General features: G+C 50.9%; 24 protein-coding genes, 1 tRNA gene and 1 rRNA gene. All 26 read left to right on the forward strand.

The genetic code is table 11. The features are described 5' to 3' along the window. The first annotated feature begins 73 nt into the window (after positions 1-73). Entirely contained in the window at positions 74-559 is a 486-nt protein-coding gene (locus AC1DWB_RS14155; protein ID WP_477541719.1) for a S1 domain-containing RNA-binding protein, read from the forward strand. Positions 560-712: 153 nt separating this feature from the next. Continuing rightward, positions 713-786: transfer RNA gene (locus tag AC1DWB_RS14160), tRNA-Met, on the forward strand. Positions 787-1132: 346 nt separating this feature from the next. Next, positions 1133-3625, forward strand: a complete 2493-nt coding sequence (gene spoIIE / locus AC1DWB_RS14165; protein ID WP_477541720.1) for a stage II sporulation protein E — start codon at positions 1133-1135, stop codon at positions 3623-3625. Between the two features lie 389 nt (positions 3626-4014). Then, on the forward strand, positions 4015-4764 hold the full coding sequence (locus tag AC1DWB_RS14170; protein ID WP_477541743.1) for a vWA domain-containing protein: 750 nt from the start codon (positions 4015-4017) through the stop codon (positions 4762-4764). Further along, entirely contained in the window at positions 4748-5659 is a 912-nt protein-coding gene (locus AC1DWB_RS14175) for a protein kinase domain-containing protein (protein ID WP_477541721.1), read from the forward strand. Before AC1DWB_RS14170 ends, AC1DWB_RS14175 begins: the two co-directional genes overlap by 17 nt. Positions 5660-5702: 43 nt before the next feature. Continuing rightward, positions 5703-7202 (forward strand): tRNA lysidine(34) synthetase TilS, encoded by a 1500-nt coding sequence (tilS, locus tag AC1DWB_RS14180; RefSeq protein ID WP_477541722.1) that lies wholly within the window; start codon positions 5703-5705, stop codon positions 7200-7202. A 95-nt stretch (positions 7203-7297) separates the two neighbouring features. Further along, positions 7298-7837, forward strand: a complete 540-nt coding sequence (gene hpt, locus AC1DWB_RS14185; protein WP_477541723.1) for a hypoxanthine phosphoribosyltransferase — start codon at positions 7298-7300, stop codon at positions 7835-7837. Positions 7838-7929: 92 nt separating this feature from the next. Beyond that, a complete protein-coding gene (ftsH, locus tag AC1DWB_RS14190; RefSeq protein ID WP_477541724.1) occupies positions 7930-9891 on the forward strand; it encodes an ATP-dependent zinc metalloprotease FtsH in 1962 nt (653 codons plus the stop codon). Positions 9892-10167: 276 nt separating this feature from the next. Further along, complete coding sequence (nadA, locus tag AC1DWB_RS14195; RefSeq protein ID WP_477541725.1) at positions 10168-11106, forward strand: quinolinate synthase NadA; 939 nt, start codon at positions 10168-10170, stop codon at positions 11104-11106. A 36-nt stretch (positions 11107-11142) separates the two neighbouring features. After that, entirely contained in the window at positions 11143-12753 is a 1611-nt protein-coding gene (nadB, locus tag AC1DWB_RS14200; RefSeq protein WP_477541726.1) for an L-aspartate oxidase, read from the forward strand. Continuing rightward, complete coding sequence (gene nadC, locus AC1DWB_RS14205) at positions 12746-13621, forward strand: carboxylating nicotinate-nucleotide diphosphorylase (RefSeq protein ID WP_477541727.1); 876 nt, start codon at positions 12746-12748, stop codon at positions 13619-13621. The genes nadB and nadC overlap by 8 nt, the downstream gene beginning before the upstream one ends. Beyond that, on the forward strand, positions 13618-14382 hold the full coding sequence (locus AC1DWB_RS14210; protein ID WP_477541728.1) for a type III pantothenate kinase: 765 nt from the start codon (positions 13618-13620) through the stop codon (positions 14380-14382). The genes nadC and AC1DWB_RS14210 overlap by 4 nt, the downstream gene beginning before the upstream one ends. A gap of 14 nt (positions 14383-14396) precedes the next feature. Then, complete coding sequence (hslO, locus tag AC1DWB_RS14215) at positions 14397-15272, forward strand: Hsp33 family molecular chaperone HslO (protein ID WP_477541729.1); 876 nt, start codon at positions 14397-14399, stop codon at positions 15270-15272. 32 nt (positions 15273-15304) lie between these two features. Continuing rightward, entirely contained in the window at positions 15305-16252 is a 948-nt protein-coding gene (locus AC1DWB_RS14220) for a peptidylprolyl isomerase (RefSeq protein ID WP_477541730.1), read from the forward strand. A gap of 115 nt (positions 16253-16367) precedes the next feature. Then, complete coding sequence (gene cysK, locus AC1DWB_RS14225; protein WP_477541731.1) at positions 16368-17306, forward strand: cysteine synthase A; 939 nt, start codon at positions 16368-16370, stop codon at positions 17304-17306. Positions 17307-17401: 95 nt separating this feature from the next. After that, complete coding sequence (locus tag AC1DWB_RS14230; protein WP_477541732.1) at positions 17402-18979, forward strand: anthranilate synthase component I family protein; 1578 nt, start codon at positions 17402-17404, stop codon at positions 18977-18979. A gap of 6 nt (positions 18980-18985) precedes the next feature. Continuing rightward, positions 18986-19555, forward strand: a complete 570-nt coding sequence (pabA, locus tag AC1DWB_RS14235; RefSeq protein ID WP_477541733.1) for an aminodeoxychorismate/anthranilate synthase component II — start codon at positions 18986-18988, stop codon at positions 19553-19555. After that, entirely contained in the window at positions 19552-20445 is an 894-nt protein-coding gene (locus AC1DWB_RS14240; RefSeq protein WP_477541734.1) for an aminotransferase class IV, read from the forward strand. The genes pabA and AC1DWB_RS14240 overlap by 4 nt, the downstream gene beginning before the upstream one ends. 127 nt (positions 20446-20572) lie before the next feature. Beyond that, positions 20573-21382: a dihydropteroate synthase gene (gene folP, locus AC1DWB_RS14245; protein WP_477541744.1), complete on the forward strand. Its 810-nt coding sequence runs from the start codon at positions 20573-20575 to the stop codon at positions 21380-21382. Then, entirely contained in the window at positions 21375-21737 is a 363-nt protein-coding gene (gene folB, locus AC1DWB_RS14250; RefSeq protein ID WP_477541735.1) for a dihydroneopterin aldolase, read from the forward strand. Before folP ends, folB begins: the two co-directional genes overlap by 8 nt. Before the next feature lie 3 nt (positions 21738-21740). After that, complete coding sequence (folK, locus tag AC1DWB_RS14255; RefSeq protein WP_477541736.1) at positions 21741-22307, forward strand: 2-amino-4-hydroxy-6-hydroxymethyldihydropteridine diphosphokinase; 567 nt, start codon at positions 21741-21743, stop codon at positions 22305-22307. After that, positions 22277-22501 carry a helix-turn-helix domain-containing protein gene (locus AC1DWB_RS14260; RefSeq protein WP_477541737.1) on the forward strand — a complete coding sequence of 75 codons (225 nt, stop codon included), beginning with the start codon at positions 22277-22279 and terminating at the stop codon, positions 22499-22501. The genes folK and AC1DWB_RS14260 overlap by 31 nt, the downstream gene beginning before the upstream one ends. Next, positions 22501-23508 (forward strand): tRNA dihydrouridine synthase DusB, encoded by a 1008-nt coding sequence (gene dusB / locus AC1DWB_RS14265; protein ID WP_477541738.1) that lies wholly within the window; start codon positions 22501-22503, stop codon positions 23506-23508. Before AC1DWB_RS14260 ends, dusB begins: the two co-directional genes overlap by 1 nt. Positions 23509-23763: 255 nt before the next feature. Continuing rightward, a complete protein-coding gene (gene greA / locus AC1DWB_RS14270) occupies positions 23764-24240 on the forward strand; it encodes a transcription elongation factor GreA (RefSeq protein ID WP_477541739.1) in 477 nt (158 codons plus the stop codon). A gap of 157 nt (positions 24241-24397) precedes the next feature. Then, positions 24398-25900, forward strand: coding sequence for a lysine--tRNA ligase (lysS, locus tag AC1DWB_RS14275; protein ID WP_477541740.1), 1503 nt, complete (start codon positions 24398-24400; stop codon positions 25898-25900). Between the two features lie 266 nt (positions 25901-26166). Then, positions 26167-26315: ribosomal RNA gene (locus tag AC1DWB_RS14280) — 16S ribosomal RNA — on the forward strand; the annotation flags it as partial.

Consider the following 26315-nt stretch of genomic DNA (forward strand, 5'->3'; position numbering starts at 1 on the left):
GATCTGCTCCCGCTGCGTAAGCTAGATCAAGAGAACTACTCTTAACAATTCTTAGGGAGGAACGTTTCATTCTATGGCAATTGAAGTGGGCACCAAGTTAGAAGGCAAGGTGACAGGAATCACGCATTTCGGTGCATTCGTCGAACTGTCGGAAGGAGTCACCGGTCTCGTTCACATTTCCGAAATCGCCGACAACTACGTCAAAGATGTGAATGATCATCTGAAGCTTGAGGACAAAGTTTTGGTGAAAGTCATTAATGTGGACAAGGACGGCAAGATCGGTCTGTCCATCAAACAAGCGGTCGACAAGCCCCCCGGGGAGCAAAGACCTCCGCGTCCAGAAAGACCTTTCAATCGGGATCGCGGTGGAGAAGATCGTGGTGGTGGTGGCGGCGGTGGCCGTTTTGATCGTGGTGGTCGCCCATCGAAACCTCCTGTTAACAAACTTACGTTCGAAGACAAGATGTCTCGTTTCCTGAAGGACAGCGAAGAGAAGATTTCGTCCCTGAAGAAGAACACAGAAGGCAAGCGGGGCGGAAGAGGAGCAAGACGCGTATAGCTATAACATGAGATCCGCATCGGGGGGCATAGGCTGCCTGATGCGGTTTTGATTTGTTAATCGAGAGTGTCGCGCTACACTTCGCGGCTGCTCTGAGGGCTATTCTGGGAATTGACAAGCGATTTGTGCGTGGTATATACTTTCGGTGGATATGGCGGCGTAGCTCAGCTGGCTAGAGCGTACGGTTCATACCCGTGAGGTCGGGGGTTCGAGCCCCTCTGCCGCTATAAGCATGGAAAAGAACCGTCATTGCAGTATTTTCTGTGAAGACGGTTTTCTTTTTTTACAAACCTCGTCCGTCTGGACGAGGTTTGTTTTTGTAAATCGACACATTCCTGCGCAGTTCTGCTGTCATGTTACGCGATTCTTCCACGAAAAACAGACAATTGCCCCCGCAACATTACGACAAACAGGTAAGCAATCGCATAGCCAGCACCGCTTGAACGGGGGCGACACAGGTCTGGTTTTTTTGTCGGAAAATTCTTCTACTCTCTCAACGTATTGTGACAAACTTTATACTAGATTGTCCTTATAATAGGGAACACACCGAAACCGATGAAGGAGTGTTCCGATATGCAGAAGTGGAATTTGTTCAACCAGGCTTCGAACCCTTGGGCAGGAGCTGTACAACGGATGAAGAGCGGAAGCAAGCAGGTCATAGCGGAGAATCGTCTGGTTCAGTCTTTGGTTGCTAAGCGATGGGCCGCCCTGCTGGTCGTGATGGCCTTCTTACTGGGAAAAGCTATGATTCTGGAACAGCTGGCCCCGTTCGCTATTGCATATTTCGCCGTCATCTACTACACGCGGAAAGATCTGATTCGTTGGATCGCGCTAGCTCTTGTGGCAGGCAGCTTATTCTCAGTCGAGTTGCGAACCGGCTACGTAGTGACGGAGATGATTGTGTTCATCCTAATCCAGAAAGGACTGGAGAAATACGAGCACTCCGAAGTCTCCTACGCGCCATTCCTGGTGTTCATCTCGGCTTTCTCCGTTCAACTGTTCGGCTATATGGTCGATACGGAGCTGACCTGGTACACGCTAATGCTTACGACGGTAGAAGCGGCGCTTAGCTTCGTCCTTACGCTTATCTTCCTTCAAGCGATTCCGGTCTTCACCTTAACCCGCAAAAATTATAGTCTGAAAAATGAAGAAATCATCTGTCTCATCATATTACTCGCCTCGGTCATGACCGGTATGGTTGGGTGGGTGATCCAGAACATCTCGCTGGAGCACGTCATGTCCCGCTACCTAATCCTGCTGTTCGCATTCGTCGGCGGAGCGCCGCTCGGAGCTTCCGTAGGTGTGATTACAGGCTTGATTCTAAGCTTGGCTAACGTGAATGCGGTGTATCAAATGAGCTTGCTCGCTTTTGCCGGACTGTTGGCGGGGCTGCTGAAGGATGCGAATCGCATGGGGGTGGCATTAGGGATGCTGCTCGGCTCCTCCATCTTATCTGTATACATTGGCAATCAGACGGAAGTACTTCACTCCACATGGGAGTCCGTGGCTGCGGTGCTATTGTTCCTGCTGACTCCACGATCCGTACTCCGCATGCTGGCGAAATACGTGCCTGGCACTCAGGAGAACTTGAAGTCCCAGCATGAATACGCGAAGCGGGTGCGCGATATTACCGCCAGTCGGGTAGAACAGTTCTCAGAAGTATTCCGTAAGCTGTCCAGCAGCTTCAAACAAATAACCCAAGTGGATGAAAAGGAGCAAAAAGATGAGGAAATTGGACACTTCATGAATGCGGTTTCACACCAAGCTTGTTCGAATTGCTGGAAACGCAAGCAGTGCTGGGACAATCAATTTTATGACACATATGCCTATATGACGGAGATGATGAGCTCGATCGAGGCGAAGCCTACATTAAGTAAGAAGCAGATTCCTGCAGAATGGAAGAAGGTGTGCGTTAGAACGGATCAAGTGTTGGAGGTAATGAAGCATCAATATGAACGGTACAATACGGACCGGCATTGGAAGAAGCAGATTCAGGAGAGTCGTCTGCTCGTGGCGGAGCAATTGACGGGAGTCTCCCAAGTTATGGAGGACCTGGCTAAGGAAATTAAGCGCGAGGGACATGAATTGTTCTTGCAGGAGGAGCAAATCCGGGGGGCCCTGGAGGATCTGGGCTTGTCGATTCACAGTATTGATATTATTAGCCTGGAAGAAGGCAATGTGGATATCGAGATTGTCCACCGATACACGAAAGGATTCGATGAGTGCAGGAAAATTATTGCACCGCTGCTCTCCGATATATTGGGTGAACAAGTGGCGGTCCGCCATGAGGAGGTATCAGAACGTGGAGAAGGGTATTCGACCGTACAGTTCGGATCGGCGAAGGAGTTCGAGGTAGAGACGGGGATCGCAGGTGCGGCGAAGAATGGGGATCTGCTCTCTGGAGACAGCTTCAGCACAGTGGAGCTCGGCAATGGGAAGTTCGCCGTAGCGATTAGTGATGGCATGGGGAATGGAGAACGGGCGCGCGCGGAGAGTAGTACGGCGCTTGATATTTTGCAGCAGCTGTTGCAGTCGGGGATGGATGAGAGGCTGGCGATCAAGTCGGTCAATTCCGTACTGATGCTTCGTTCCTCGGATGAGATGTATGCCACAGTCGATGTAGCGTTAATCGATCTGTATAGCGCCAACACTACATTTATGAAGATCGGGTCGACCCCTAGCTTCATCAAGCGGGGAACGGAAGTCATCCCGATTAGCGCGAATAACTTGCCCATTGGGATTCTGAAGGACATCGATGTAGACTTAATCAGTATGCAGCTCCGGCCGGGCGACGTCCTGATTATGATGACAGACGGTATCTTCGATGCCCCTGGTCACGCCGTGAATAAAGAAATGTGGATGCGCCGAGTTATTCAAGAGATAGAGGCGGACGATCCACAGGAGATGGCCGATCGCTTGCTGGAGCGTGTAATTCGGCAGTATCGAGGCGATCTGATCGACGACATGACAGTTGTAGTGGCGCGTATCGACAAGTTCAGGCCGGAGTGGGCGACGTTCCGTCTTCCGGGACTGACCCGTATTGAGCGACCAAGAACCGTCAGCTAACATGATCCAACACCCTTCCAAGAATTTCGGCGGATTCGAGGTGAACTCCGCTTGATCCATAGTCCGTTCATATAGAAGGGCCGTCCCATTCGACGGTCCTTCATTTTGGTTGTGGAGGATTACTCCCTTCTCGGGATACCCCAAGTCCTTGGTGCCGATAACATCCGCGATGGAGTGGGGAATATACCTTCAGTGCGAGTTTTGGCTTGGATTCCTAACCATAAAATATAATCAAAAGGAAAACAAACAAGATGTCTGAGCTGACTGAAGGTGTATCCCCACGGTTGAGCGAAAGATGTTATCGGCACCACAGACTTTATGCGGTATCCCTTTCTCTCTTTTTGGACACAATATTACTAGAGTCAAGAGAGAGAGGTGCAGCACTTATGATGAAGCAAATTATTGTAATAACAGACGGTTGTTCCAATGTAGGATCAAGTCCCGTTGCTGCGGCAGCCCATGCACAGTTGGAAGGGATCGTCGTGAATGTGATCGGCGTCGTCGATACGGGTGAACAAGGTGAGCGTGGGATGGATGAGATTGCTGAGATTGCCCGGGCAGGAGGCGGAATGAGCCGGCTCGTCACCCCGGCCGGATTATCACAGACGGTGCAGATGATGACGCGTCAAACCGTTGTGCAGACGATGCATCAAGTCGTAGGTCGTGAATTGCGGCAAATTCTTGGACATGGCGAGTTGGACAAGCTTCCTCCTGATAAGCGTGGGGAAGTCGTGCAGGTCATTGAGGAGTGGAGCGAGAATGCCTCCCTTCGAGTAGCGCTGCTGATTGATACGAGCGCCAGCATGAAACATAAGTTGCGGGTGGTCGAAGAGGCTTGCCGGGATTTGCTGCTCAGTCTTCAGGCGCGGAATGGGTTAAGCGAGATGGCAGTGTTTCATTTTCCCGGCCATACCGATGCCGATTTGTTAGCGGATTGGAGCCGTGACCTTGCAAAAGTGAATCAAATGTTCTATAAATTAAACATAAAGGGAACTACCCCTACCGGACCGGCTATTCGCAAAGTCATTCAGCATTTCTCCGCCTCAGTGACAGAACGAGCGGAGAACAGCGAGCAGTCTCATTTCCCGCGATCGCGGTCCGATCAGAAGGACGGGATCTGGAGTGACTACGTCGTCTAAGCTTGTCTTGACTGAGGGCACATGGGTTAACGGCAAATGGAACAAGAACAAGTATGAGGTTGTCCGGCTGCTTGGAGAGGGCGCGAACGGTCAAGTGTATTTGGTGCTCGCAGGCAAGATTTCCTATGCCATGAAGATCGGCTTCGACTCTATAGATTTGCAGATGGAAATCAATGTACTGCGTTCGCTGGCCAAAAGTTTATATAACGGGGAATCTTATTTGCTGGATGCCGACAATGTATCCATATCGGATCGAGACTATCCGTTCTATGTGATGAAATACGTCAAGGGAATTCATCCGCAACTATTTCTTCAGAAGCGCGGGATGGATTGGTTTGGGGTGATCGGGCTTGATCTGCTCCAGAAGTTGGGGAACCTGCATCGCCGCGGATACATATTCGGGGATTTGAAGATGGACAACATCCTGGTTTCGGATTCGGGCAAGCTTGATCTGGTTGATTATGGAGGCGTTACGGCGAAAGGTCGTTCTATCAAGCAGTTTACGGAAGTGTACGACCGAGGCTTCTGGAAGGCAGGCTTGCGGACAGCAGACGAAGCTTACGATTTGTTTTCCTTTGCCGTGATCTGTCTGCATCTTGCCGATTCCCGCAATCGGTTCGCTGATTTCATCAAATCTCTGCCGCAGAATCGCAATCTGGATGATCTGATTGCGCTAACTCGTGAATACGAGCCCTGCAATCGGTTCAAGCCCGTCTTGGTCAAGGCGCTGACCGGCCAGTACAAGTCCTCCCATGAGGCTCAACAAGAATGGCGGGTACTTATGTTGAGGCGCTCACTTCGCACACCGGGTGGGAAGCGGAGCTTCTGGATTCAGGCAGCATTTGCGATATCGCTCCTATTATTCGCATCGAGCTTATACATCTATTTGCAATAAGGGATCATGATCTTACTCACACACGTGCCGGAGGGCCGACGCTATGCAACGTTCGGACACCGAATTCATTCGAACCATCGAGCGGTTTATCCGCGAGCATCACTTATTGAAGCAAGGCGATACGATTGTTGCAGCCGTATCCGGGGGGCCGGATTCTACGGCTCTTCTGCATATTCTCCACCGATTGTCGGAAGAGTGGGGGTGGACAGTCGCGGCAGCCCATCTGAATCATCAGTTTCGCGGGGCGGAATCGGAGCGGGAGGCTGATATGGTGCAAGCATTCGCAGCTAGTCTTGGACTTGCTTGCGTGATCGGTTCCGTTGATGTACCGGACATCATCCGAACGACCGGTATGAATGCGCAGACAGCGGCAAGAGAACAGCGATACGCATTCTTGACCTCAGCGGCAGCTCAGATGAATGCCAATCGACTGGCGATGGCCCATCATGCTGACGATCAATCGGAAACGATGCTGATGCGCATTTTGCGGGGGACAGGTCCTTCCGGATTAACAGGAATTCCTATGCGCCGGCAGTTGGAACATTTGGAACTTGTGCGCCCCTTGCTTCGTATATACAAGACAGAGCTGATACGGTACTGCCAGGATGGTAAGCTTCCTTATGCAGAGGACAGCAGCAACCGCTCACGCAAGTACACCCGCAACCGCCTTCGATTGGATGTGCTGCCGGCTTTATTGCCCTATAACCCACAGCTTCCCGAATCGTTGAATCGGCTAGCGGAAATGATGCAGGAGGAAGATGACTATATAGAAAAGGAAGCACGGCAGGCATGGCGGTCTCTGGTCACCGAGCAAGCAAACGGCTACACCTTCTCCAGAACGGCTTTTCTGGCCTTGCATATCGCTTTACAAAGGCGATTGATTCAACTAATATTGAGCTATGTGTGTGCCGGAGCGGATGCTTCGGATTATAACCGGATCGAACGAATTCGGGAAACCTTAGGTCATGACCGATCGCCTTCTTTAATGATTCATCTTCAAGGAGAAGCGGTTCTGCTTCGGGAGTATGACGTGATTACTGTTGTACGGGATGCACAGCCGGATCGGCTGCTGCAGACAGACACAGACTTGACAGGTACGATAGAGCGCTCAGATCCGTGGAGCGGCGCGGTGATGTGGGGAGGCGCGCTGTATAGCTCGCTACAATCTGTTGAGCGCGTGGTCCCATCCAGACCTACGGCAACACCTGACCAATGTGCAGACAACTCTGAACCTCGGAAGTGTCCCTCCCATCAGGAGGCTTTTTTTGACTTCGATCAAGTGATCTTTCCCTTGACGGTTCGCTGTCGCCGGGATGGAGATCGAATGGAACCGCTCGGTTTAAATGGAACGAAAAAAGTAAAAGATATGTTCATTGATCGAAAAGTGCCATTGCGTATGAGGGATAAGATCCCGGTGGTGGAGGATGCAGCAGGACATATCCTGTGGATTCCTGGTGTGGGCCGATCTCGATATGCGCTTCAAGGGCCGAACACCAAGCAAGTCTTGATCCTGCGTTTTAATCCGTTGGATGAGATGGAGTAGAATGAGCGCAATTATGTTCTCATAGTATAGGGTAAGCACTCATGTCCTTCTTTTATGAAGCAAGGATATGGGTTTAGAATAGGAGGGTCCTGCAGTTGCAGAACGACATACAAGAAATAATGTTCAGCGAGGAAGAAATACAGCGCAAGGTAGCCGAACTGGGCGAGTCGCTTAGTAAGGACTATGAGGGGCGCAACCCTCTGGTAATATGCGTGCTGAAGGGTGCTTTCATCTTTATGGCCGATTTGGTGAAACGGATGAATATCCCCCTGGAGTTGGATTTCATGGCGGTGTCCAGCTACGGACAGTCGACCAAATCATCCGGCGTAGTCAAGATTATTAAAGACCTCGATGTTCCTGTTGAGGGGCGCAACGTGCTGATCGTTGAAGATATTATAGACAGCGGGTTGACACTTAGTTATTTGATCGATGTGCTGGAGCGGCGCAATGCGCGTTCGATTGCAGTCGTTACCCTGTTCGATAAGCCGGCGCGCCGGACGGTTGAACTGGATCCCGATTACAAGGGATTCACGATTCCCGATGCATTCGTGGTCGGGTATGGACTCGATTATGCCGAGAAATACCGGAATTTACCATATATCGGCATATTGAAACCGGAAGTCTATGCAACCTAATGCGGGTGGAAAGCAATGGATACGCTTGTATTGTGATGCATACTCCGGCTGTGGTAAAATAAGTTACGTGTGTCATTGAGAGGAGGTAGGGGATGAATCGGATCATCCGCAACACCGGATTTTATTTACTCATTTTCCTCGTTACCGTAGGAATCGTTCACTTCATCAGCAATCAGAACGATACTAAGCAAACGATCGACTACACCCAGTTCCGTCAGGAGCTGAAGAACAATAATGTCGATGAAGTGACAGTTAAGTTTGATGGTTACACCTATCTGATACGGGGGAAATTGATAAAATCCACTACAGATACAGATAAGCTGCTCTTTGAAACCCACGCTCCTTTCGGTGAACGGGTCATTGAATTATTAGAGCAAAGCAAAGTGAACAAAGAAGTCCATGAAAAAATGGATGGCGATAACGTCTGGATTACGTTCCTGACTTCCATCATTCCGTTTGTCATTATCTTCATCCTGTTTTTCTTCTTATTAAACCAGGCTCAGGGCGGCGGCGGAAAAGTGATGAATTTCGGCAAGAGCCGAGCCCGCTTATACAATGAAGAGAAGAAGAGGGTCACGTTTGACGATGTGGCTGGCGCAGACGAAGAGAAGCAAGAGTTAGTTGAAGTCGTCGAGTTCCTGAAGGATCCACGAAGATTCGCCGCTCTGGGCGCACGGATACCGAAAGGTGTCTTGTTAGTAGGGCCTCCAGGTACAGGTAAGACGTTGTTGGCTCGCGCGGTTGCAGGAGAAGCGGGTGTACCGTTCTTCAGCATAAGCGGTTCCGACTTCGTGGAAATGTTCGTCGGTGTCGGGGCATCCCGTGTCCGCGACCTGTTCGAGAATGCCAAGAAGAATGCACCATGTATTATATTCATCGATGAGATCGATGCCGTCGGTCGCCAACGTGGCGCCGGGTTGGGCGGCGGTCACGATGAACGCGAGCAGACGTTGAACCAATTGCTCGTGGAGATGGATGGGTTCGGCGCGAACGAAGGGATTATTATCGTTGCTGCAACGAACCGTCCTGACATCTTGGATCCTGCGTTGCTCCGTCCAGGCCGGTTCGACCGTCAAATTACGGTTGACCGTCCAGATGTGAAAGGCCGTGAAGCGGTACTGAAAGTACATGCCCGCAACAAGCCGCTCGCCAAGGATGTTAAGCTTGATGTGCTGTCCAGATACACTACCGGGTTCACGGGTGCTGATCTGGAGAACTTGCTCAATGAAGCGGCGCTTATTGCCGCTCGCCGGAGCCGCAAAGATATATCGATGGACGAAATCGAAGAAGCGTTCGACCGTGTAATCGTAGGGACACAGAAGAAGAGCCGTGTCATCAGCGATCGCGAGAAACGTACGATTGCTTACCACGAAGCGGGTCATGCGATTATTGGGTATTACGAGAAGCATGCTGACGTCGTGCACAAGGTTACTATCGTTCCGCGCGGCCGCGCTGGAGGTTATGTTCTCAGCATACCGAAGGACGGTGAAGACCGATTGATGGCTACGAAGTCCGAGTTGTTAGATCGGATTACGGGTCTCCTCGGCGGACGGGTATCCGAAGAAATGTACATCGGCGAGATCGCAACAGGGGCTTATGACGATTTCCGTAAAGCAACTGGCATTGCTCGCAGCATGATTATGGAATACGGGATGAGCGATAAGCTCGGACCGATGCAGTTCGGCCAGACGCAAGGCCAAGTGTTCCTGGGTCGTGACATAGGACATGAACAGAACTACAGTGATACGATTGCTTACGAGATCGACAAGGAAATGCAAGCGATCATTGGCAGATGTTACAGCCGAGCACAAGATATATTAAGACAATACGCCGATCAAGTTCATCTCGTAGCCAACGCTTTGCTGGAGAAGGAAACACTCGACAAAGAGCAGATCGCTCAATTGCTTGAGAACGGCAAGGTGACGGACAAAGCGACCGATGAATGGTCCAGCTTTGACGAGCAACTGAAGGTGAATATCAATACCCAGGACGGAACGGGCGATGCTAACAAGCTTGATTTCGACCGGGATAAGAAAGACAACAAGGACGAATAACACGAATTAGACGAAATCCGGCAATCCTTCGTGGAGATGCCGGATTTTTGTTGTTTGATACAGCCAGATGTACGGAATTGCGGGTTTTTAGTCATTGACAAGTCGGTGACTGGTTGTGTAAATTAGTTGTAAAATGTAACCTTTCTAAAGAGCTGGTACTTTACCGGTTCGCCGTTCATACTAAGCGGTATAGGGCATCATGCAGCTGGTAACGTTTTTAGAATAGAGGAATGCGTGAACTTTTTCACGTACTCGACGAGGGGAAGGGGCCTGACGATGGAAGCACTGGCGTTAGAGCGGAAAGCGGAGCAGAACCGTGAGCTCAAGCAGCGCATTGCAGAATTGAAGAAGGAACGGAACGCGATTATTCTTGCTCACTATTACCAGAGAGACGAAGTGCAAGAGGTAGCGGATTTCCGCGGGGATTCGTTCTTGCTTGCCCAGAAGGCTGCTCAGACCGATGCAGAAGTGATTGTGTTCTGTGGTGTGCACTTCATGGGGGAGAGCGCGAAGATTCTAGCTCCTAACAAGACCGTAATCATTCCAGATGAACGGGCCGGTTGCCCGATGGCGGACATGGTCAATGTAGAAGGGCTCAAGGCCCTGAAGCGCCAGCACCCGAACGCTGCGGTCGTCACATACATTAACTCCTCTGCTGAGATTAAGGCCGAGACTGACATTTGCTGTACTTCGGCTAATGCGGTGAAGGTGATCCAGTCCGTCGATGCGGAGGAAATTATTTGGGTACCAGATAAGAACCTGGGCGATTATGTCTCCAAATACACCGACAAGAAAATGATCATCTGGGAAGGCTACTGCAACACGCATGACATGCTGACCGTCAAGGACGTCATCGAGATGAAGGCTCAGCATCCCGGTGCGCAGTTCGTTGTTCATCCTGAATGTCGGCCAGAAGTTGTAGCGCTTGGTGATTTTGTCGGGAGCACAACCGCGATTATCAAATATTGCAAAGAGTCCGACTGCCAACAATTTATTGTAGGTACAGAGGATGGAACGGGGTATCAACTGCGATTGGACAGTCCGAATAAGACGTTCCACTTCGCCACCAAGTTCCTCGTATGCCCGAATATGAAGGTGAACAACCTGAAGAAGATCGTCCGCTGTATGGAGACGATGCAGCCACAAATCTATGTACCGCCCCATGTGGCCGAACAAGCACGGTTATCCTTAGAGCGCATGTTACAAGTTAAGTAGCATGCGCTACTCTCTTGCCCATCGAAGGTGAATGGTATGATACCACGGTATTTGGTTGATTTTGAACTGGACAAGCTGCCACATGTGCAGACCGACGTGATCGTCATCGGAGCAGGCATAGCGGGCTTATTCACCGCTATTCGTGCTAGCGAGACGGACCAGGTTATTATGATCACGAAGAAGTCGTTGCTCGACAGCAACACCCGATATGCACAAGGCGGTATAGCAGCAGTCATCTCGGACGAGGACTCACCGGAGTATCATCGACAGGACACGTTGATCGCAGGTGCAGGCCTTTGCGATAATGAGGCCGTAGATGTTCTCGTACACGAGGGCCCGGAGGGTGTCAAGGATTTGATCCGCATGGGCACTCAATTCGATCTGGAGAATGGAGAATTCGCCTTAACGAAGGAAGGCGCGCACAGCCAGCGCCGCATACTACATGCCCAAGGGGACGCCACCGGCGCCGAGATCGTTCGGGCTTTGTCCGAGAAGACGAAGCAGAGTGAGAAGATTCAAGTCTGGGACGATCACTATGTGATCGACCTCATTACATATAACAATGAGTGCAAGGGTGTGCTCGTGCAGAAGCCGGATGGTCATCGCGTATTTGTGCAGGCTAAGGCTATCATTCTATGTTCAGGTGGAACCGGGCAATTGTATAGGTACACGACGAATCCGGAAATCGCAACAGGCGACGGGATTGCGATGGCTTACCGGGCGGGTGCGATCATTCGTGACATGGAGTTCATCCAGTTCCATCCTACATCGCTATGTTATCCAGGTGCGCCTCGCTTCTTGATTTCGGAAGCGTTGCGAGGCGAAGGGGCGGTATTGCGCAATATCAGAGGCGAACGGTTTATGGAGAATGTGCATCCGATGCTGGAGTTGGCACCACGGGATATCGTTGCACGGGCTATCGTTCAAGAAATGGAGAATACGAAGTCCACTTTCGTATATATTGATATTACGCATGAATCGGTCGAGAGGGTCAAACACAGGTTTCCTAACATCTATGAGTTCTGTTTGACGTACGGACTTGATCTGACCTCGGATTGGATCCCAGTTGCTCCAGCGGCTCATTATATGATGGGTGGGATTCGAACCGATCTGAACGGGCAAACTTCCATTAAGCGGCTGTATGCTTGCGGGGAAGTATCTTCAACGGGTGTACATGGAGCTAACCGTCTGGCGAGCAATTCCTTGTCGGAAGCGATCGTGTTCGGTCGGCGTATTATCGAACATATTCGAGGGTTAGGTGAACAAGATACGACGATTGATTTCACGGAACACAGCCACCGATCGGAAGGGCCGATGCAGGCCATTGTGGAGAAGCGGTTGAAGTTGCAGAAGATTATGCTCCGCTACACAGGGTTGGTTCGCAATGCGAAGGGGCTTGAGAAAGGGTTGGAAGAGCTCAAGCGGCAATTGTCTGTCTTCGAGTCGTGCCTCACGAAGCGGGAAGAGATTGAATTCGCCAACTTGCTTACATGCGCCCTGTTGACCACGCAATCAGCATTGAATCGGGAGGAAAGCCGGGGTGGGCATTCCCGAGAGGATTTCCCCGAGAAAGACGACCTGATCTGGAGAAAACATATCTTGATGCAGCGAGATAAAGGATTTACGGAGGAACGTATACATGACTAAAGAAATCATGCTCAATATGGAACTTTTATCGAGAAATATACGTCTATGGTTAGAAGAAGACATCGGGACCGGTGATATTACAGCTACGACCATACCTTTAGACCGCCGGTCTAAAGGTATTATTCATGTGAAGGAATCCGGCATCGTTGCAGGTCTTCCTATAGCAGCCAAAGTGTTCGAGATCGTTGACCCGGAATTGGTGTTCACTCCGTTAGCGGAAGAAGGTTCGTTCGTTCCGAAAGGGACCGTACTGGCAGAAGTCAGCGGACTGACCCGCAGTATTCTGCTTGGCGAGCGTATCGCACTGAATTTGCTGCAACGCCTCTCCGGCATCGCGACACGAACGAACCAATTCGTGCAGGCGCTAAGCGATCTGCCGGTCCGTTTGGTCGATACGCGCAAGACGACGCCAGGGCACCGTATGTTAGAGAAATACGCCGTAAGGATTGGCGGAGGCCACAACCATCGCTTCGGTCTGTACGACGCCGTCATGATCAAGGACAATCATATTAAAGGTGCAGGTGGTATTGAACAAGCTGTACGCGCAGCGCGAGCTAACATTCCGCACACCATGAAGATCGAAGTGGAAGTGGAATCATTCGAGCAATTGGAGCAGGCTCTTGCATCAGGTGCTGACATCATCATGCTGGATAACATGGACAATGCCCGGATGACGGAGGCGGTGAAGCGGATTCGAGGAGCGGCTCCCCACGTTATCATTGAGGCGTCTGGCTCGGTCACGCTAGAGACGGTGCAAGGGATTGCGCGCACTGGAGTGGACGTCATTTCCGTCGGTCGCCTCACCTATTCGGTTCAAGCGCTGGACATTAGCTTGGATCTGGATGCCAAGAAGGAGAGCGGCGCATGATTTTGGTCGTCGATGTAGGGAATACCAATATTGTACTCGGTCTATATGAAGGGAAGCAGTTGCTCCACCATTGGCGACTTAGCACGGATCGGTCTGCAACGGTCGATGAATACGGCTTGAAGATCTACAATCTGTTCCAGTATGCCGGTATTACGGCGAAACAGATTGAAGGCGTGATGATCTCCTCGGTCGTTCCTCCGATGATCCACATTCTGGAGAAGATGTGCACACAGTATTTGCACCGCAAGGCGATGTTTGTTGGCCCGGGTATCAAGACCGGCTTGAACATTCGCTATGAGAATCCGCGCGAGGTTGGAGCGGATCGTATCGTGAACGCAGTAGCCGCTATCGAGCTGTATGGCCCTCCGCTCATCGTCGTTGATTTCGGAACGGCTACTACATTCTGCTTCATTGATGATAAAGCACAATATATAGGCGGAGCGATTGCGCCTGGCATCCATATTTCCACAGAGGCACTATACCAGAGAGCTGCGAAGCTGCCGCGAATCGAGCTGGTGAAACCCAAGAGTACGGTAGGTCGTACTACTGTTACGTCCATGCAGGCTGGCATCATATTCGGCTTCGCCGGGCAAGTGGACGGCATTGTACAGCGGATGGAAGAAGAATTCGAGACGAAAGCAACAGTAGTTGCGACGGGAGGATTGGCCGAGCTGATCTCCGGTGAGTCCCGTACGATACAGATCGTGAATCCGTTGTTGACCTTGCAAGGGCTACAGCTGATTTACGAACGAAACAGCTAGAGTGGAGGACGAATATGCAGCAAGATTATTTAATACGCGCCACAGCGCTGGATGGCAAGATTAGAGCGTTCGCTGCGAATACAACGGGAATTGTGGAGGAACTTCGCTCCAGGCACCATACAAGTCCGGTAGCTACAGCAGCACTGGGCCGAACGCTGACGGCAGGGGCCATGATGGGGGCGATGCTGAAGGGTGAAGAGAAGCTCACGGTTCAAGTCAAGGGCGACGGCCCTATTGGGCAAGTGGTGGTCGATGCGAATGCACATGGAGATCTTCGCGGGTATGTCGATGATCCCGAAGTGGACCTTCCGCTCAACGCGGTAGGCAAGCTGGATGTCGCCGGGGCGGTCGGTACGGAAGGGTTTATTTATATTATCAAAGATTTGGGATTGAAGGAGCCCTATCGCGGCAGCACGCCTATCGTATCGGGTGAACTTGGAGAAGACTTCACTTATTATTTTGCCAAGTCCGAACAGACCCCTTCCGCAGTAGCATTGGGCGTCCTTGTAGACACAGATCGGACTGTTAAAGCAGCTGGAGGGTTCATCCTTCAAGTAATGCCAGGAATGACCGATGAAGAGGTAGAGGAGCTAGATAAACGACTCGCGAAGCTCCCGCCTATATCGTCCATGCTGGATGAGGGCAAGTCGTTGGAGCATATATTGGGTGAACTGGTGGAAGGTGTAGAAATTAGGGAACGGATGGACCTCCGATTCAAGTGCAAATGTTCCCAGCAACGTGTTGAACAGACACTGATCAGCTTAGGCCGTCAAGAGCTCGAGGGAATGATTGAAGAGCAGGGGCAAGCTGAGATTGTATGCCATTTCTGTAATGAGACCTATACGTTCGACGATAAAGAGCTACAGGCTTTAGTTGACCGGACATTTTAGAGTACCGGGATAAGGATAGAGGAGAAAACAAGATGAGGAGTGTTAGGCTGCTTTGGGGCGCAATTGGACTGCTGCTAGTCTGTGTATTGGCCTTGACGATCTTGCTGACCGACGCGAAACGCGCGACAACAGGATCACCGCATCCGTCGGTACCTCCCGACAAGGAGGCAACCGACCAGAAGGTTGTTGCGATTGTAGGCGGGAAGACGATCCGGTACGGTGAGCTAATGACCCGGCTGGCGGACAAACATGGTGCGGAATTGTTAAATCAGCTGATGGACAGAGAGGCGATTCGCCAGGAGGCGGAAGAGGTACAAGTTACAGTGAGCCGGGGGGAAATCGAGAACGAATTGTCGCGGATGCAGCAAGGGTACGAGAGCGAGAATGACTTTTACAAATCGATGAAGGACCAGCTAGGGCTTTCGAAATCGGAGCTCAGCGAAGACGTGTACTACAAGCTATTGCTGGAACGGCTTGCAACGCGGAAGGTTACCGTAACCGATGCGGAAGTTCAGACGTATATCAAGGAGCATCCGGAGGAATTCAAGAGCTTCGTCCAATACCATCTGCTCAAGGCCGAGTTGAAGACGAAGGAAGAAGCGAACCAGTTTATTGTTGATTTGAACAAAGGATTTGACTTYGGTGTATTGGCGAAGGAACGTTCTCTTGATACAGGGACGGCCAAATCGGGAGGAGATCTTGGATTCGTGGAAGAGACCGACCCCTTCATCGCTCCCTTCCTTATCCAAGCGGCGCGAACGATGAAGCCGAATGAAGTTAGTAAGCCGATCCCGGTCAAGAACGGCTATGCCGTCATTCAATTACTGTCTAAGAAAGAAACGAACAAGACGATCGATGCTGAGACGAAGGAGAATGTTCGTCACAATCTGGCGCTGCAAAAAGCAACCCCGTTGAACGAGCTGGTCCGTACTATTCGTGAGCGTCACAAATCGTCGGTGCTCGATCCTCGATTCCAATAATTTGGGGATTGTTACTCAAAATGTAGTTGACAATCCCTAGGGCCATTGATAAGATGAAAGTAATAAAACCGACGGTTTTACTCGGAATAATATTAGAACCTTGGGAGGGTTTACGATGGCTAGATTGGTACAAAGCATCACTGAATTAATTGGAGATACACCACTTGTTAGATTGAACCGGGTCGTACCTGAAGACAGCGCTGAAGTCTACGTGAAGTTGGAATATCAGAATCCAGGTGCCAGTGTGAAGGATCGGATTGCCATCAGCATGATCGAGACCGCCGAGAAGGAAGGCAAGCTTAAACCAGGCGACACCATTATCGAACCTACCAGCGGTAACACGGGTATTGGCCTGGCTATGGTTGCAGCAGCCAAAGGGTACAAAGCCATTCTGGTTATGCCAGAGACGATGAGTATGGAACGTCGCAATCTACTACGTGCTTATGGTGCTCAACTCATCTTGACACCAGGTCCGGAAGGCATGAAGGGCGCGATTAAGCGTGCGGAAGATTTGGCCGCTGAGAATGAATCCTACTTCATCCCGCAGCAATTCAAGAACCAAGCAAATGTAAAGGTTCATACCGAGACGACAGGACCCGAGATCGTTGAAGCGATTAAAGGCCACGATGGGAAGCTGGATGCATTCATCGCCGGGATCGGAACAGGTGGTACGATTACGGGCGCGGGTTCCGTGCTTCGCGAGAGCTTCCCAGACATTAAGATCTATGCAATTGAACCGTCGGCTTCGCCAGTTCTGTCTGGTGGTAAGCCAGGTCCACATAAGATTCAAGGGATCGGGGCCGGCTTCGTGCCTGATATTCTGAATACGAGTATCTACGATGAGATTATCGCGGTTGACAACGAAGACGCATTCGAAACTTCGCGCCGTGTTGCGAAGGAAGAAGGTATCCTGGGCGGAATTTCTTCCGGAGCTGCGATCTATGCGGCACTTAAAGTTGCCAAGCAGTTGGGCAAGGGCAAGCGTGTAGTTGCAATTATCCCGAGCAATGGCGAGCGCTACTTAAGCACGCCGCTATATCAATTCGACGAATAACCTGAATTTGGGTTATACTTAATAACAGCAGGAACAGCGCCCCTCGCGCATTGAGGGGCGTGTTTCGTTTGGTACAGCCGTCAGGAGGATGCTTCGTGATCATAACCACACTGGAACAGTGGCAGCAATGGGCTTCGGAATATCGCCACCTGCCCTTCATTCGTCGAATACCGCTCGAAGCCGATCGGATGGCTACATGGGAACAAGCGTGGAAGCATGCTGATCCTTGTTCCTTCGTCTTGGAAAGTGGGAAGGGTGGGCGGTATACGATGCTAGGGTTGCGCACGCCCTCCACCATTCAAGGGAAGGGGAGTCGCGGTTGGGTAACCGATTTCCGTTCGGATGACCACGGGGGCAAGGTGACCGAGGTGGAAGGTTCGCCTCTTGAGGCGGTTCGCGCATGGTTGGCTCCTTATCGATCCCCGCGTGTTCCGGACGCACCTAAGTTTGTTGGCGGGTGTGTGGGCTTCTGGGGCTATGATGTGGCTAGATTTATCGAGAAGTTACCCATCACTGCCCATGACAATGGGAAGCTGCCGGATTATTACTGGATGCGTACGGACGAGCTTTGGGTGGTCGACCATGAAGAACAGATCCTTTATTGCGCTGTCCATGTTGGGACACCGGCGGCAAGCGATGAAGATAGCTCGTCGACATACGTCACGCAGCTGAAGTTATTATATGATCAGGCCGCGGTTCACACGAACCGGATGGTGGAGCTGTGGAATGAGCTTGGGGTTGCAGCAGCACACGATGTGACCCAGAGCAAACGTAGCACGCGAATGGCTGAAGCGACTGCCGATTCGAGCTTGCTGCAGGTCGATGTCGATGCGATGACCGGGAACCGCAGAGTGTTCAGCAAAGAGGCATATACTGAAGCTGTTCAGCAAGTCCAACGGTTCATCAGTCAAGGGGATGTATTCCAGGTTAACCTGTCTGTCCGTCAGGAGCGGAATCTGCGATCCACCCCGGAAGACTTGTACGAATGGCTTCGCTTAGTGAATCCTTCCCCCTACATGGGGTTGCTGCGCTTTCCGGAGCTGGCGCTCGTCTCAGGCTCGCCGGAGCTGCTTGTCCGTCTTGTAGATGGGGTGTTGGAGACGCGCCCGATTGCAGGCACCCGTCCGAGAGGCGGCAGTCCGCAGGAGGATATGCGCCTGGCGGATGAACTGATCAGTAATGAGAAGGAGCGGGCGGAGCATATTATGCTTGTCGATCTGCTGCGCAATGACCTCGGCCGTATTGCCAAGTACGGCACGGTGAAAGTAGATGAATTCATGGCCATTGAGTATTACTCACATGTCATGCATATCGTCTCGAACGTGCGCGGCCAATTGGCAGATGGCAAGCATACATTTGATTGTATCGCGGCCATCTTCCCGGGTGGAACAATCACCGGTGCTCCCAAGGTACGGACCATGGAGATTATTGAACAATTGGAGCCTGTCAGACGTGGGCCCTATACGGGGTCTTTCGGATGGATTGACTATAATGGCAATATGGAATTAAATATAATTATACGTACGCTTGTGGTTCAAGATGGAGTTGGACAAGTTCAGGTAGGTGCCGGTATCGTCATCGACTCGGTGCCCGAACGGGAATACATCGAATCGCTGAACAAAGCCAAGGCGATATGGAGAGCGATTCAGTTTAGCGAGAGCATGAGGAGCTGAGATGAGATGATACTAGTTATCGATAATTACGATTCATTTACTTACAATTTGGTGCAATATCTCGGAGAACTCGGTGAAGAAGTGGTCGTTCACCGCAACGATCAGATTGATTTGGCAGGAATTGAGGCTTTGAATCCTTCCCATATTCTCATTTCACCGGGACCGTGTACACCGAATGAGGCTGGGATCAGCCTTCAATTAATTGAGCATTTCAAGGGAGTTATTCCGATACTAGGCGTTTGCCTGGGCCATCAATCGATCGGTCAAGTGTTCGGCGGAGAAGTTGTACGTGCGGACAAGCTGATGCACGGGAAGACGTCAGAAATTTATCACGATGGCCGCGGTATCTTCGATGGCATCCCATCACCGTATACGGCTACCCGCTATCATTCCCTGATCGTTCGCCGCGAGACGTTGCCGGATTGTCTGGAAATTTCGGCGGAGACGCAGGAAGGCGAGATTATGGGGTTGCGGCACAAGGAGTACCCGATTGAAGGGGTGCAGTTCCATCCGGAGTCTATTATTACGGACCACGGGCACCAGCTGCTTCGCAATTTTCTCGCGACCCGCCGATGAAGCTTCTATTGAATGGAGCAATGGTTGACGGGCAACAAGCCGTGGTCTCGGTGTACGATCACGGCTTTTTGTATGGGATGGGGTTATTCGAGACGTTTCGTACTTATGGAGGCATGCCATTTCTGTTGGAACGCCATCTCCGAAGGCTTGCGGAAGGGTGCAAGTTGCTCGGAATCGAGTATATCCCAGATGAAGCGAAGCTTCGTGAACAGATCGCGGAGCTGTTGGAAGCCAACAAGCTGGAGGATGAGGATGCTTATATTCGCCTGACTGTATCGGCAGGTCCTGAAGCGCTTGGCTTGCCAACAGGTGATTATACGAGCCCTAACGTGGTTATATACATGAAGGAGCTGCCCCCGAGAAATGCTGAAGCTTATCTGAAGGGGAAATCACTACAACTATTGCGAACCCCTCGCAATACGCCGGAGAGCGACATTCGGTTAAAATCATTCCACTATATGAATAATATAGGAGCAAAGCGAGAGCTGCTGGGCTATCCTTGGGCACAAGGGGCCGAAGGGCTTTTTTTGGATGGAAGAGGGTTCGCCGCAGAAGGGATCGTCAGTAATTTATTTCTGATCCGCAACGATGTATGCTGCACTCCCCATCTGGATACGGGTATTCTTCCAGGCATTACAAGAATGTACGTTATGGAATTGGCAGCTGTGCTAGGATTGCCAGTCGAGGAAGGCTGGTACAGCTGGGATGACGTGAAGACTTCAGATGAGTTGTTCGTTACGAACTCCATTCAAGAATTGGTACCCATAAGCTGTTGCTATGATCAGCAAGGGACACAGACCTTAATTGGCAACATGTATGGCGGGGCAGGACACTGGACTCACAAATTGATCGAACAATATAACCGTGCAACAGGCTCCATACGCGGATGAATCAGGGAGAGGACATAGGATGCAGAACGAATACGAGGGATCACCTACACATGAATCACACCAGTTGTGGAAGCCATCACCGTGCGTAGGGACTAAGCTTGCAACGGGGGTCGTTCCTTGTCGCAATATGTCACTGGATTTACGCAGCCGAACACACATTATGGGTATTCTCAATGTGACGCCAGACTCGTTTTCGGATGGCGGTCGATATATCTCAACAGACGCAGCCGTTCGTCGTGCGATGGAGATGGTGGCGGATGGGGCGGATATTATCGATATTGGAGGGGAGTCTACACGACCTGGCGCTGAGCTTGTCTCCCTGGAGGAGGAGTTGGCGCGAGTAGTTCCTGTAGTAGCCGCTCTAGTAGCCGCGGGTTTACCGGTGCCGATCTCCGTTGATACGTACAAAGCTGAGGTCGCTCGGCAATCGATGCAAGCGGGTGCCCACATGCTGAATGATATATGGGGGTTCCAGGGGGACTCTGGCTTAGCTCAAGTGGCGATAGAGTTTGGGTGCCCCGTGGTGTTGATGCATAATCGGCGTCAAGCCGTCTATGACGATTTCGTGGCGGATGTTGTCGAAGATTTGCGCAGAAGCGTTGCAATAGCTCTGGAGGCTGGGGTTGCTGCTGAACGAATTATTTTGGACCCGGGGATCGGGTTTGCCAAATCCTATGAACAGAATCTTATGCTGCTCCAACAACTGTACCGTCTCGCCGAACTCGGATACCCTGTGTTACTCGGCACGTCAAGGAAATCGGTGATCCAAAAAACGTTACAGCTGCCAGCCCATGCCGTTCTTGAAGGGACAGCAGCAACGGTTGCCCTCGGGATTGTACAAGGCTGCAACATTGTGCGCGTGCATGACGTTCGAGAAATGAAGCAAGTAGCGCGAATGAGCGATGCGATTAGGAGAGGCGGGGGAAGTCATGGATAAGATGGTACTAAATCGTATGCAATTTTACGGCTATCACGGGGTTTTTGCCGAAGAGAACAAGCTCGGGCAGCGCTATTATGCAGATGTGGAACTGTCGCTCGACTTGTCTCAGGCCGGCCGATCCGATGATCTCGGACAGACGATTAATTATGCGGAAGTGTATGAACGGGTCAAGACAATCGTCCAGGGCCAACCATTCAAGCTCATTGAGGCGCTGGCGGAAGCCATTGCATCAGATCTGCTGCATCAGTATACTAATGTAAATGATGTCACGGTTCGAGTGACGAAGCCTCATCCACCGTTCGACATTCATTTCGAAGGGGTTACCGTGCACATTAATAGAAAGCGGGCATGATTCGTGAACACGACCGAAGAAGCGCAGCGAGTTTATTTGGCTTATATCGGACTAGGGTCCAACATGGGGAATCGGGATCAATGGCTGACTGATGCAGTACGTACCTTGGTGCAACATCCAGACATTGAGCTAGCAGGTGAATCCCCTCTATATGAAACCGATCCGGTCGGGTATGTGGACCAGGACGCTTTTTTGAACCAGGTAATTGCGGTTCGTACTATTCTGCCTCCTGATCAGTTATACAAGGTGATGGCAGGGATCGAGATAAGCTTGGGTCGAACCCGGAACATTCGCTATGGTCCACGTACGATCGACCTCGATCTGTTGCTTCTATACCGAGTAAGTCCCTCTGTCCCCGCTCGGGATAGTGAAGAACTGACCCTCGATACCGCCGAACTTACGGTCCCACACCCGCGTATGCGGGAGCGCGAATTCGTGCTCATTCCCTTACTGGATGTCATCCGACGGTTGCAACCGGCCGAAGTGGTTTCATTGGAAGGGCATCTGGATAAACTGGAAGGAAAGGCAGGCGTTAGATTGTGGAGAAAAACCAAATCGCCCAACGCGTAAGAGCGTTCCGCAAGCTTAAAGGTTTCACCCAGGACGAATTGGCCCAGAAGATGGGCATTTCAATAGCGATACTCGGCGCCATCGAGCGAGGAAGTCGCAAGGCTGAGCCTCGCATGATTCAGCGAATTGCTGAGACACTTAACATTGATCCGAAGGAATTGACGCCGGATCGCAAGGAAGGAGAGGAACAATAATGCTGCAGATTGGAAATGTGACGGCCAAAAATAACGTAGTGCTGGCGCCAATGGCTGGCGTATGCAACCCCGCCTTCAGGCTGATCGCCAAAGAATTCGGCTGTGGCCTCGTGTGCGCGGAGATGGTAAGCGATAAAGCGATCGTGCACGGCAATGAACGCACGATGCAGATGCTATTCGTCGACGAGCGGGAGAAGCCGCTTAGCCTGCAGATCTTCGGGGGCGATACGGAAACGCTCGTAGAAGCCGCGAAAGTTGTCGATCAACACACGAACGCCGATATTATCGATATTAACATGGGGTGTCCCGTTCCTAAGATTACCAAGTGCGATGCTGGTGCCCGCTGGCTTCTGGATCCTTCCCGAATCGAAGAGATGGTGACTCAGGTCGTCAAGGCCGTGAGCAAGCCGGTTACCGTGAAGATGAGAATCGGTTGGGATGATGATCATGTGTATGCTGTCCAGAATGCCAAAGCCGTTGAGAACGGTGGTGGTTCAGCGGTTAGTGTGCATGGGCGCACCCGAGTGCAGATGTATACAGGCAAAGCGAACTGGGACATTATCAAGGAAGTGAAGGAAGCTGTGTCGATTCCTGTCATTGGCAATGGAGACGTGTTCACACCAGCCGATGCTAAGCGGCTCCTAGAGCATACTGGCTGCGATGGAGTCATGATCGGTCGTGCTGCACTGGGCAATCCCTGGATGCTGTACCGGACCATTCAATACTTGACGTCAGGCGAGTTGCTGCCTGAACCAGGAGCAGAAGAGAAGATGCGCATCGCCATGCTGCACCTGGATCGCCTCGTTGATTTGAAGGGGGAGAGCGTCGCCGTCAAGGAAATGCGCAAACATATGGCGTGGTACTTGAAGGGGCTGCGCGGTTCTGCTCGAGTTAAGGATGTGCTGATGGAGCACACCCGTCGTGACGAAATGGCCTATACGCTTCAAGAATTCGTAGCGAACGGTGAAGCCGATCAGGAAGAAGATTCAGCAGCATTGGTGCATTAATTCAAGCCGCGACAACGCCCGTTCAACTAGTGGGGACAAGGCTTGCGAGGCTTGTTTTCACGGCGATTGGCTGCGATTGACATTTGATGCGGGTTGCAATATAATCATCCAATAGATGACCCGGCTTCCGCAAACCATACGATCCATATGTCATCTTGGGCTGACATGGTTAATATATTAAATGAGTGAATTCATACACATTGGATCGGTTGATTCCCAGTATGAAAATCTTCACCTGACGGGAGATTTGTTGATATGTCCGAAAAAGAAGTCCTTCTTACACAAGATGGCCTGAAGAGGCTTGAAGAAGAACTGGAACACTTGAAATCCGTGAAACGCAGAGAAGTGGCCGAGCGGATCAAGGTCGCTATCGGTTATGGAGATATTAGCGAGAACTCGGAATACGAAGACGCGAAGAACGAACAAGCCTTCATCGAGGGACGTGTCATAACGCTTGAGAAGATGCTCCGCAACGCCAGAATTATTAATAACGACGATGTGGATACAGATACAGTCAGTGTTGGATCGATCGTAACGCTTGAAGATATGGAATTTAATGAGAATGTTGAATATACGATCGTAGGTACGGCAGAATCCGATCCTTTGTCGAACAAGATTTCCAATGAAAGTCCAGTGGGTAAGGCACTATTGGGCAAGAGGAAAGAAGCGGTTGTTGATGTTTCAGTGCCAGCTGGCGTCATTCAATATAAGATTATCGATATCAAGAAGTAATGCCTAGGAAAGCTTCCTCCGGGAGCTTTTTTGTTTAAACTTAATAGTAAGAATAAGTCCCGGGGTCCCCGCAAAGTAATAGGAATAAGCTGCGAAGGCTCGACGTCACTTTGTGGGGCTATTTAGTAGGGTTTCGTAAGCTGAAGGAGTGGAGAGCGTGAGTCAGGAATTGGAATTGAATGAGAATGAACTATTGGTTATCCGCCGGAACAAATTGGACGAGCTGCGTAACCTGGGAGTAGACCCGTTTGGTCAGAAGTACGAACGGACTCATCATGCCAAGGCGATCTTGAACGAGTATGACGCATTATCGACGGAAGAGCTGGAAGCGAAGCATGCGGAAGTATCCGTGGCCGGTCGTATCATGCAGAAGCGCAGAATGGGGAAAGCGAGCTTCGCTCATATTCAGGATTTGTCGGGTAAAATCCAGATCTACGTGCGGGAAGATGCGTTGGGCGACACGATGTACCATGCGTTCGATCTGCTCGACCTGGGTGATATTGTCGGGGTCAAAGGGGTCATCTTCAAGACGAAGACTGGGGAGACTTCTATTAAGGTAYAATCGCTTGAAGTGTTGACCAAGTCTTTATACCCGTTGCCAGACAAGTTTCATGGATTGAAAGATGTGGAGATGCGCTATCGTCAGCGCTACGTCGATCTGATCGTAAACCCGGAAGTGCAAGAAACTTTTATACTGCGTTCGCGGATCATTCAAGCGATGCGACGTTATCTGGACGATCACGGTTACTTGGAAGTGGAGACGCCTACCTTGCACAATGTAGCCGGTGGGGCAGCTGCACGACCGTTCATTACCCATCATAACGCCCTCGACATGCAACTGCATATGCGGATTGCCATTGAGCTGCATTTGAAGCGGCTTATTGTAGGCGGTCTTGAGAAAGTGTACGAAATCGGGCGTGTATACCGCAACGAAGGGATTTCAACGCGGCATAACCCTGAATTTACGATGATTGAGCTCTATGAAGCTTATGCGGACTATTTGGATATCATGAAGCTGACGGAGAACCTGATTGCTCACTTGTCGAAGGAGCTGCTCGGGTCAACGGAGATTATGTATCAGGATCAACCGGTTAGTCTGGCAACGCCTTGGCGGCGTGTATCGATGGTGGATGCTGTGAAGGACGCAGTCGGCGTTGACTTCGGTGCAGCGATCAGTGACGAGGAAGCCCATCGGTTGGCCAAGGAACATAAAGTACCGGTGGAGCCGAGCATGACCGTTGGGCATATTCTGAATGCGTTCTTCGAACATTTCGTCGAACAGACGTTGATCCAGCCGACCTTTATTACCGGTCATCCCGTTGCGATTTCTCCATTGGCGAAGAAGAACGAGAAGGACCCTCGTTTTACGGATCGATTCGAGCTGTTCATTGTTGGTCGTGAGCATGCAAATGCGTTTACGGAGTTGAACGATCCCATCGATCAGCGGGAGCGTTTCGAAGCACAGCTGGTTGAGCGTGAGCATGGGAACGATGAGGCGCATGAGATGGATGAAGATTTCATTCGTGCCTTGGAGTATGGCATGCCGCCTACTGGTGGATTGGGGATTGGCATTGACCGGTTGGTCATGCTTCTGACTAACTCGCCATCGATTCGTGACGTACTGCTGTTCCCGGTTATGCGTGATCGGGGCGCTGAATAGGCTTTTACTAAGTGGGAGAAACGTTCAGATGGGCGAAGGCAACTTCGTGATCTGGGCGTTTTTTTGTTAGTCCGGAAAATTTAATTAAAAAAAGACTTGCATTGGGTCAAGCCTATGTGATATCTTATATAGGTCGCCGCTGAAAACGGTGATGAACAAAAAGAAAAGATTGTTCCTTGAAAACTGAACAACGAGCGTGCAAGTATAGCGAACTTCGGTTCGCAAAACAAGCTAGTAACGTTTTATGAGCAAGTCAAATTTCTACCATTATGGAGAGTTTGATCCTGGCTCAGGACGAACGCTGGCGGCGTGCCTAATACATGCAAGTCGAGCGGATTCTTCCTTCGGGAAGGGTTAGCGGCGGACGGGTGAGTAACACGTAGGCAACCTGCCTGCAAGACTGGGATAACTAACG

This window comes from Paenibacillus sp. P4_E11, from assembly GCF_056401635.1.

Coding starts and splice junctions, on each gene's coding strand:
- AC1DWB_RS14210 (WP_477541728.1), top strand. CDS start 13,618: ATGATTTTGGTCGTCGATGTAGGGAATACCAATATTGTACTCGGTCTA.
- AC1DWB_RS14170 (WP_477541743.1), top strand. CDS start 4,015: ATGAAGCAAATTATTGTAATAACAGACGGTTGTTCCAATGTAGGATCA.
- tilS (WP_477541722.1), top strand. CDS start 5,703: ATGCAACGTTCGGACACCGAATTCATTCGAACCATCGAGCGGTTTATC.
- nadB (WP_477541726.1), top strand. CDS start 11,143: ATGATACCACGGTATTTGGTTGATTTTGAACTGGACAAGCTGCCACAT.
- folB (WP_477541735.1), top strand. CDS start 21,375: ATGGATAAGATGGTACTAAATCGTATGCAATTTTACGGCTATCACGGG.
- hslO (WP_477541729.1), top strand. CDS start 14,397: ATGCAGCAAGATTATTTAATACGCGCCACAGCGCTGGATGGCAAGATT.
- folP (WP_477541744.1), top strand. CDS start 20,573: ATGTCACTGGATTTACGCAGCCGAACACACATTATGGGTATTCTCAAT.
- AC1DWB_RS14240 (WP_477541734.1), top strand. CDS start 19,552: ATGAAGCTTCTATTGAATGGAGCAATGGTTGACGGGCAACAAGCCGTG.
- dusB (WP_477541738.1), top strand. CDS start 22,501: ATGCTGCAGATTGGAAATGTGACGGCCAAAAATAACGTAGTGCTGGCG.
- pabA (WP_477541733.1), top strand. CDS start 18,986: ATGATACTAGTTATCGATAATTACGATTCATTTACTTACAATTTGGTG.
- greA (WP_477541739.1), top strand. CDS start 23,764: ATGTCCGAAAAAGAAGTCCTTCTTACACAAGATGGCCTGAAGAGGCTT.
- nadA (WP_477541725.1), top strand. CDS start 10,168: ATGGAAGCACTGGCGTTAGAGCGGAAAGCGGAGCAGAACCGTGAGCTC.
- AC1DWB_RS14155 (WP_477541719.1), top strand. CDS start 74: ATGGCAATTGAAGTGGGCACCAAGTTAGAAGGCAAGGTGACAGGAATC.
- cysK (WP_477541731.1), top strand. CDS start 16,368: ATGGCTAGATTGGTACAAAGCATCACTGAATTAATTGGAGATACACCA.
- nadC (WP_477541727.1), top strand. CDS start 12,746: ATGACTAAAGAAATCATGCTCAATATGGAACTTTTATCGAGAAATATA.
- ftsH (WP_477541724.1), top strand. CDS start 7,930: ATGAATCGGATCATCCGCAACACCGGATTTTATTTACTCATTTTCCTC.
- spoIIE (WP_477541720.1), top strand. CDS start 1,133: ATGCAGAAGTGGAATTTGTTCAACCAGGCTTCGAACCCTTGGGCAGGA.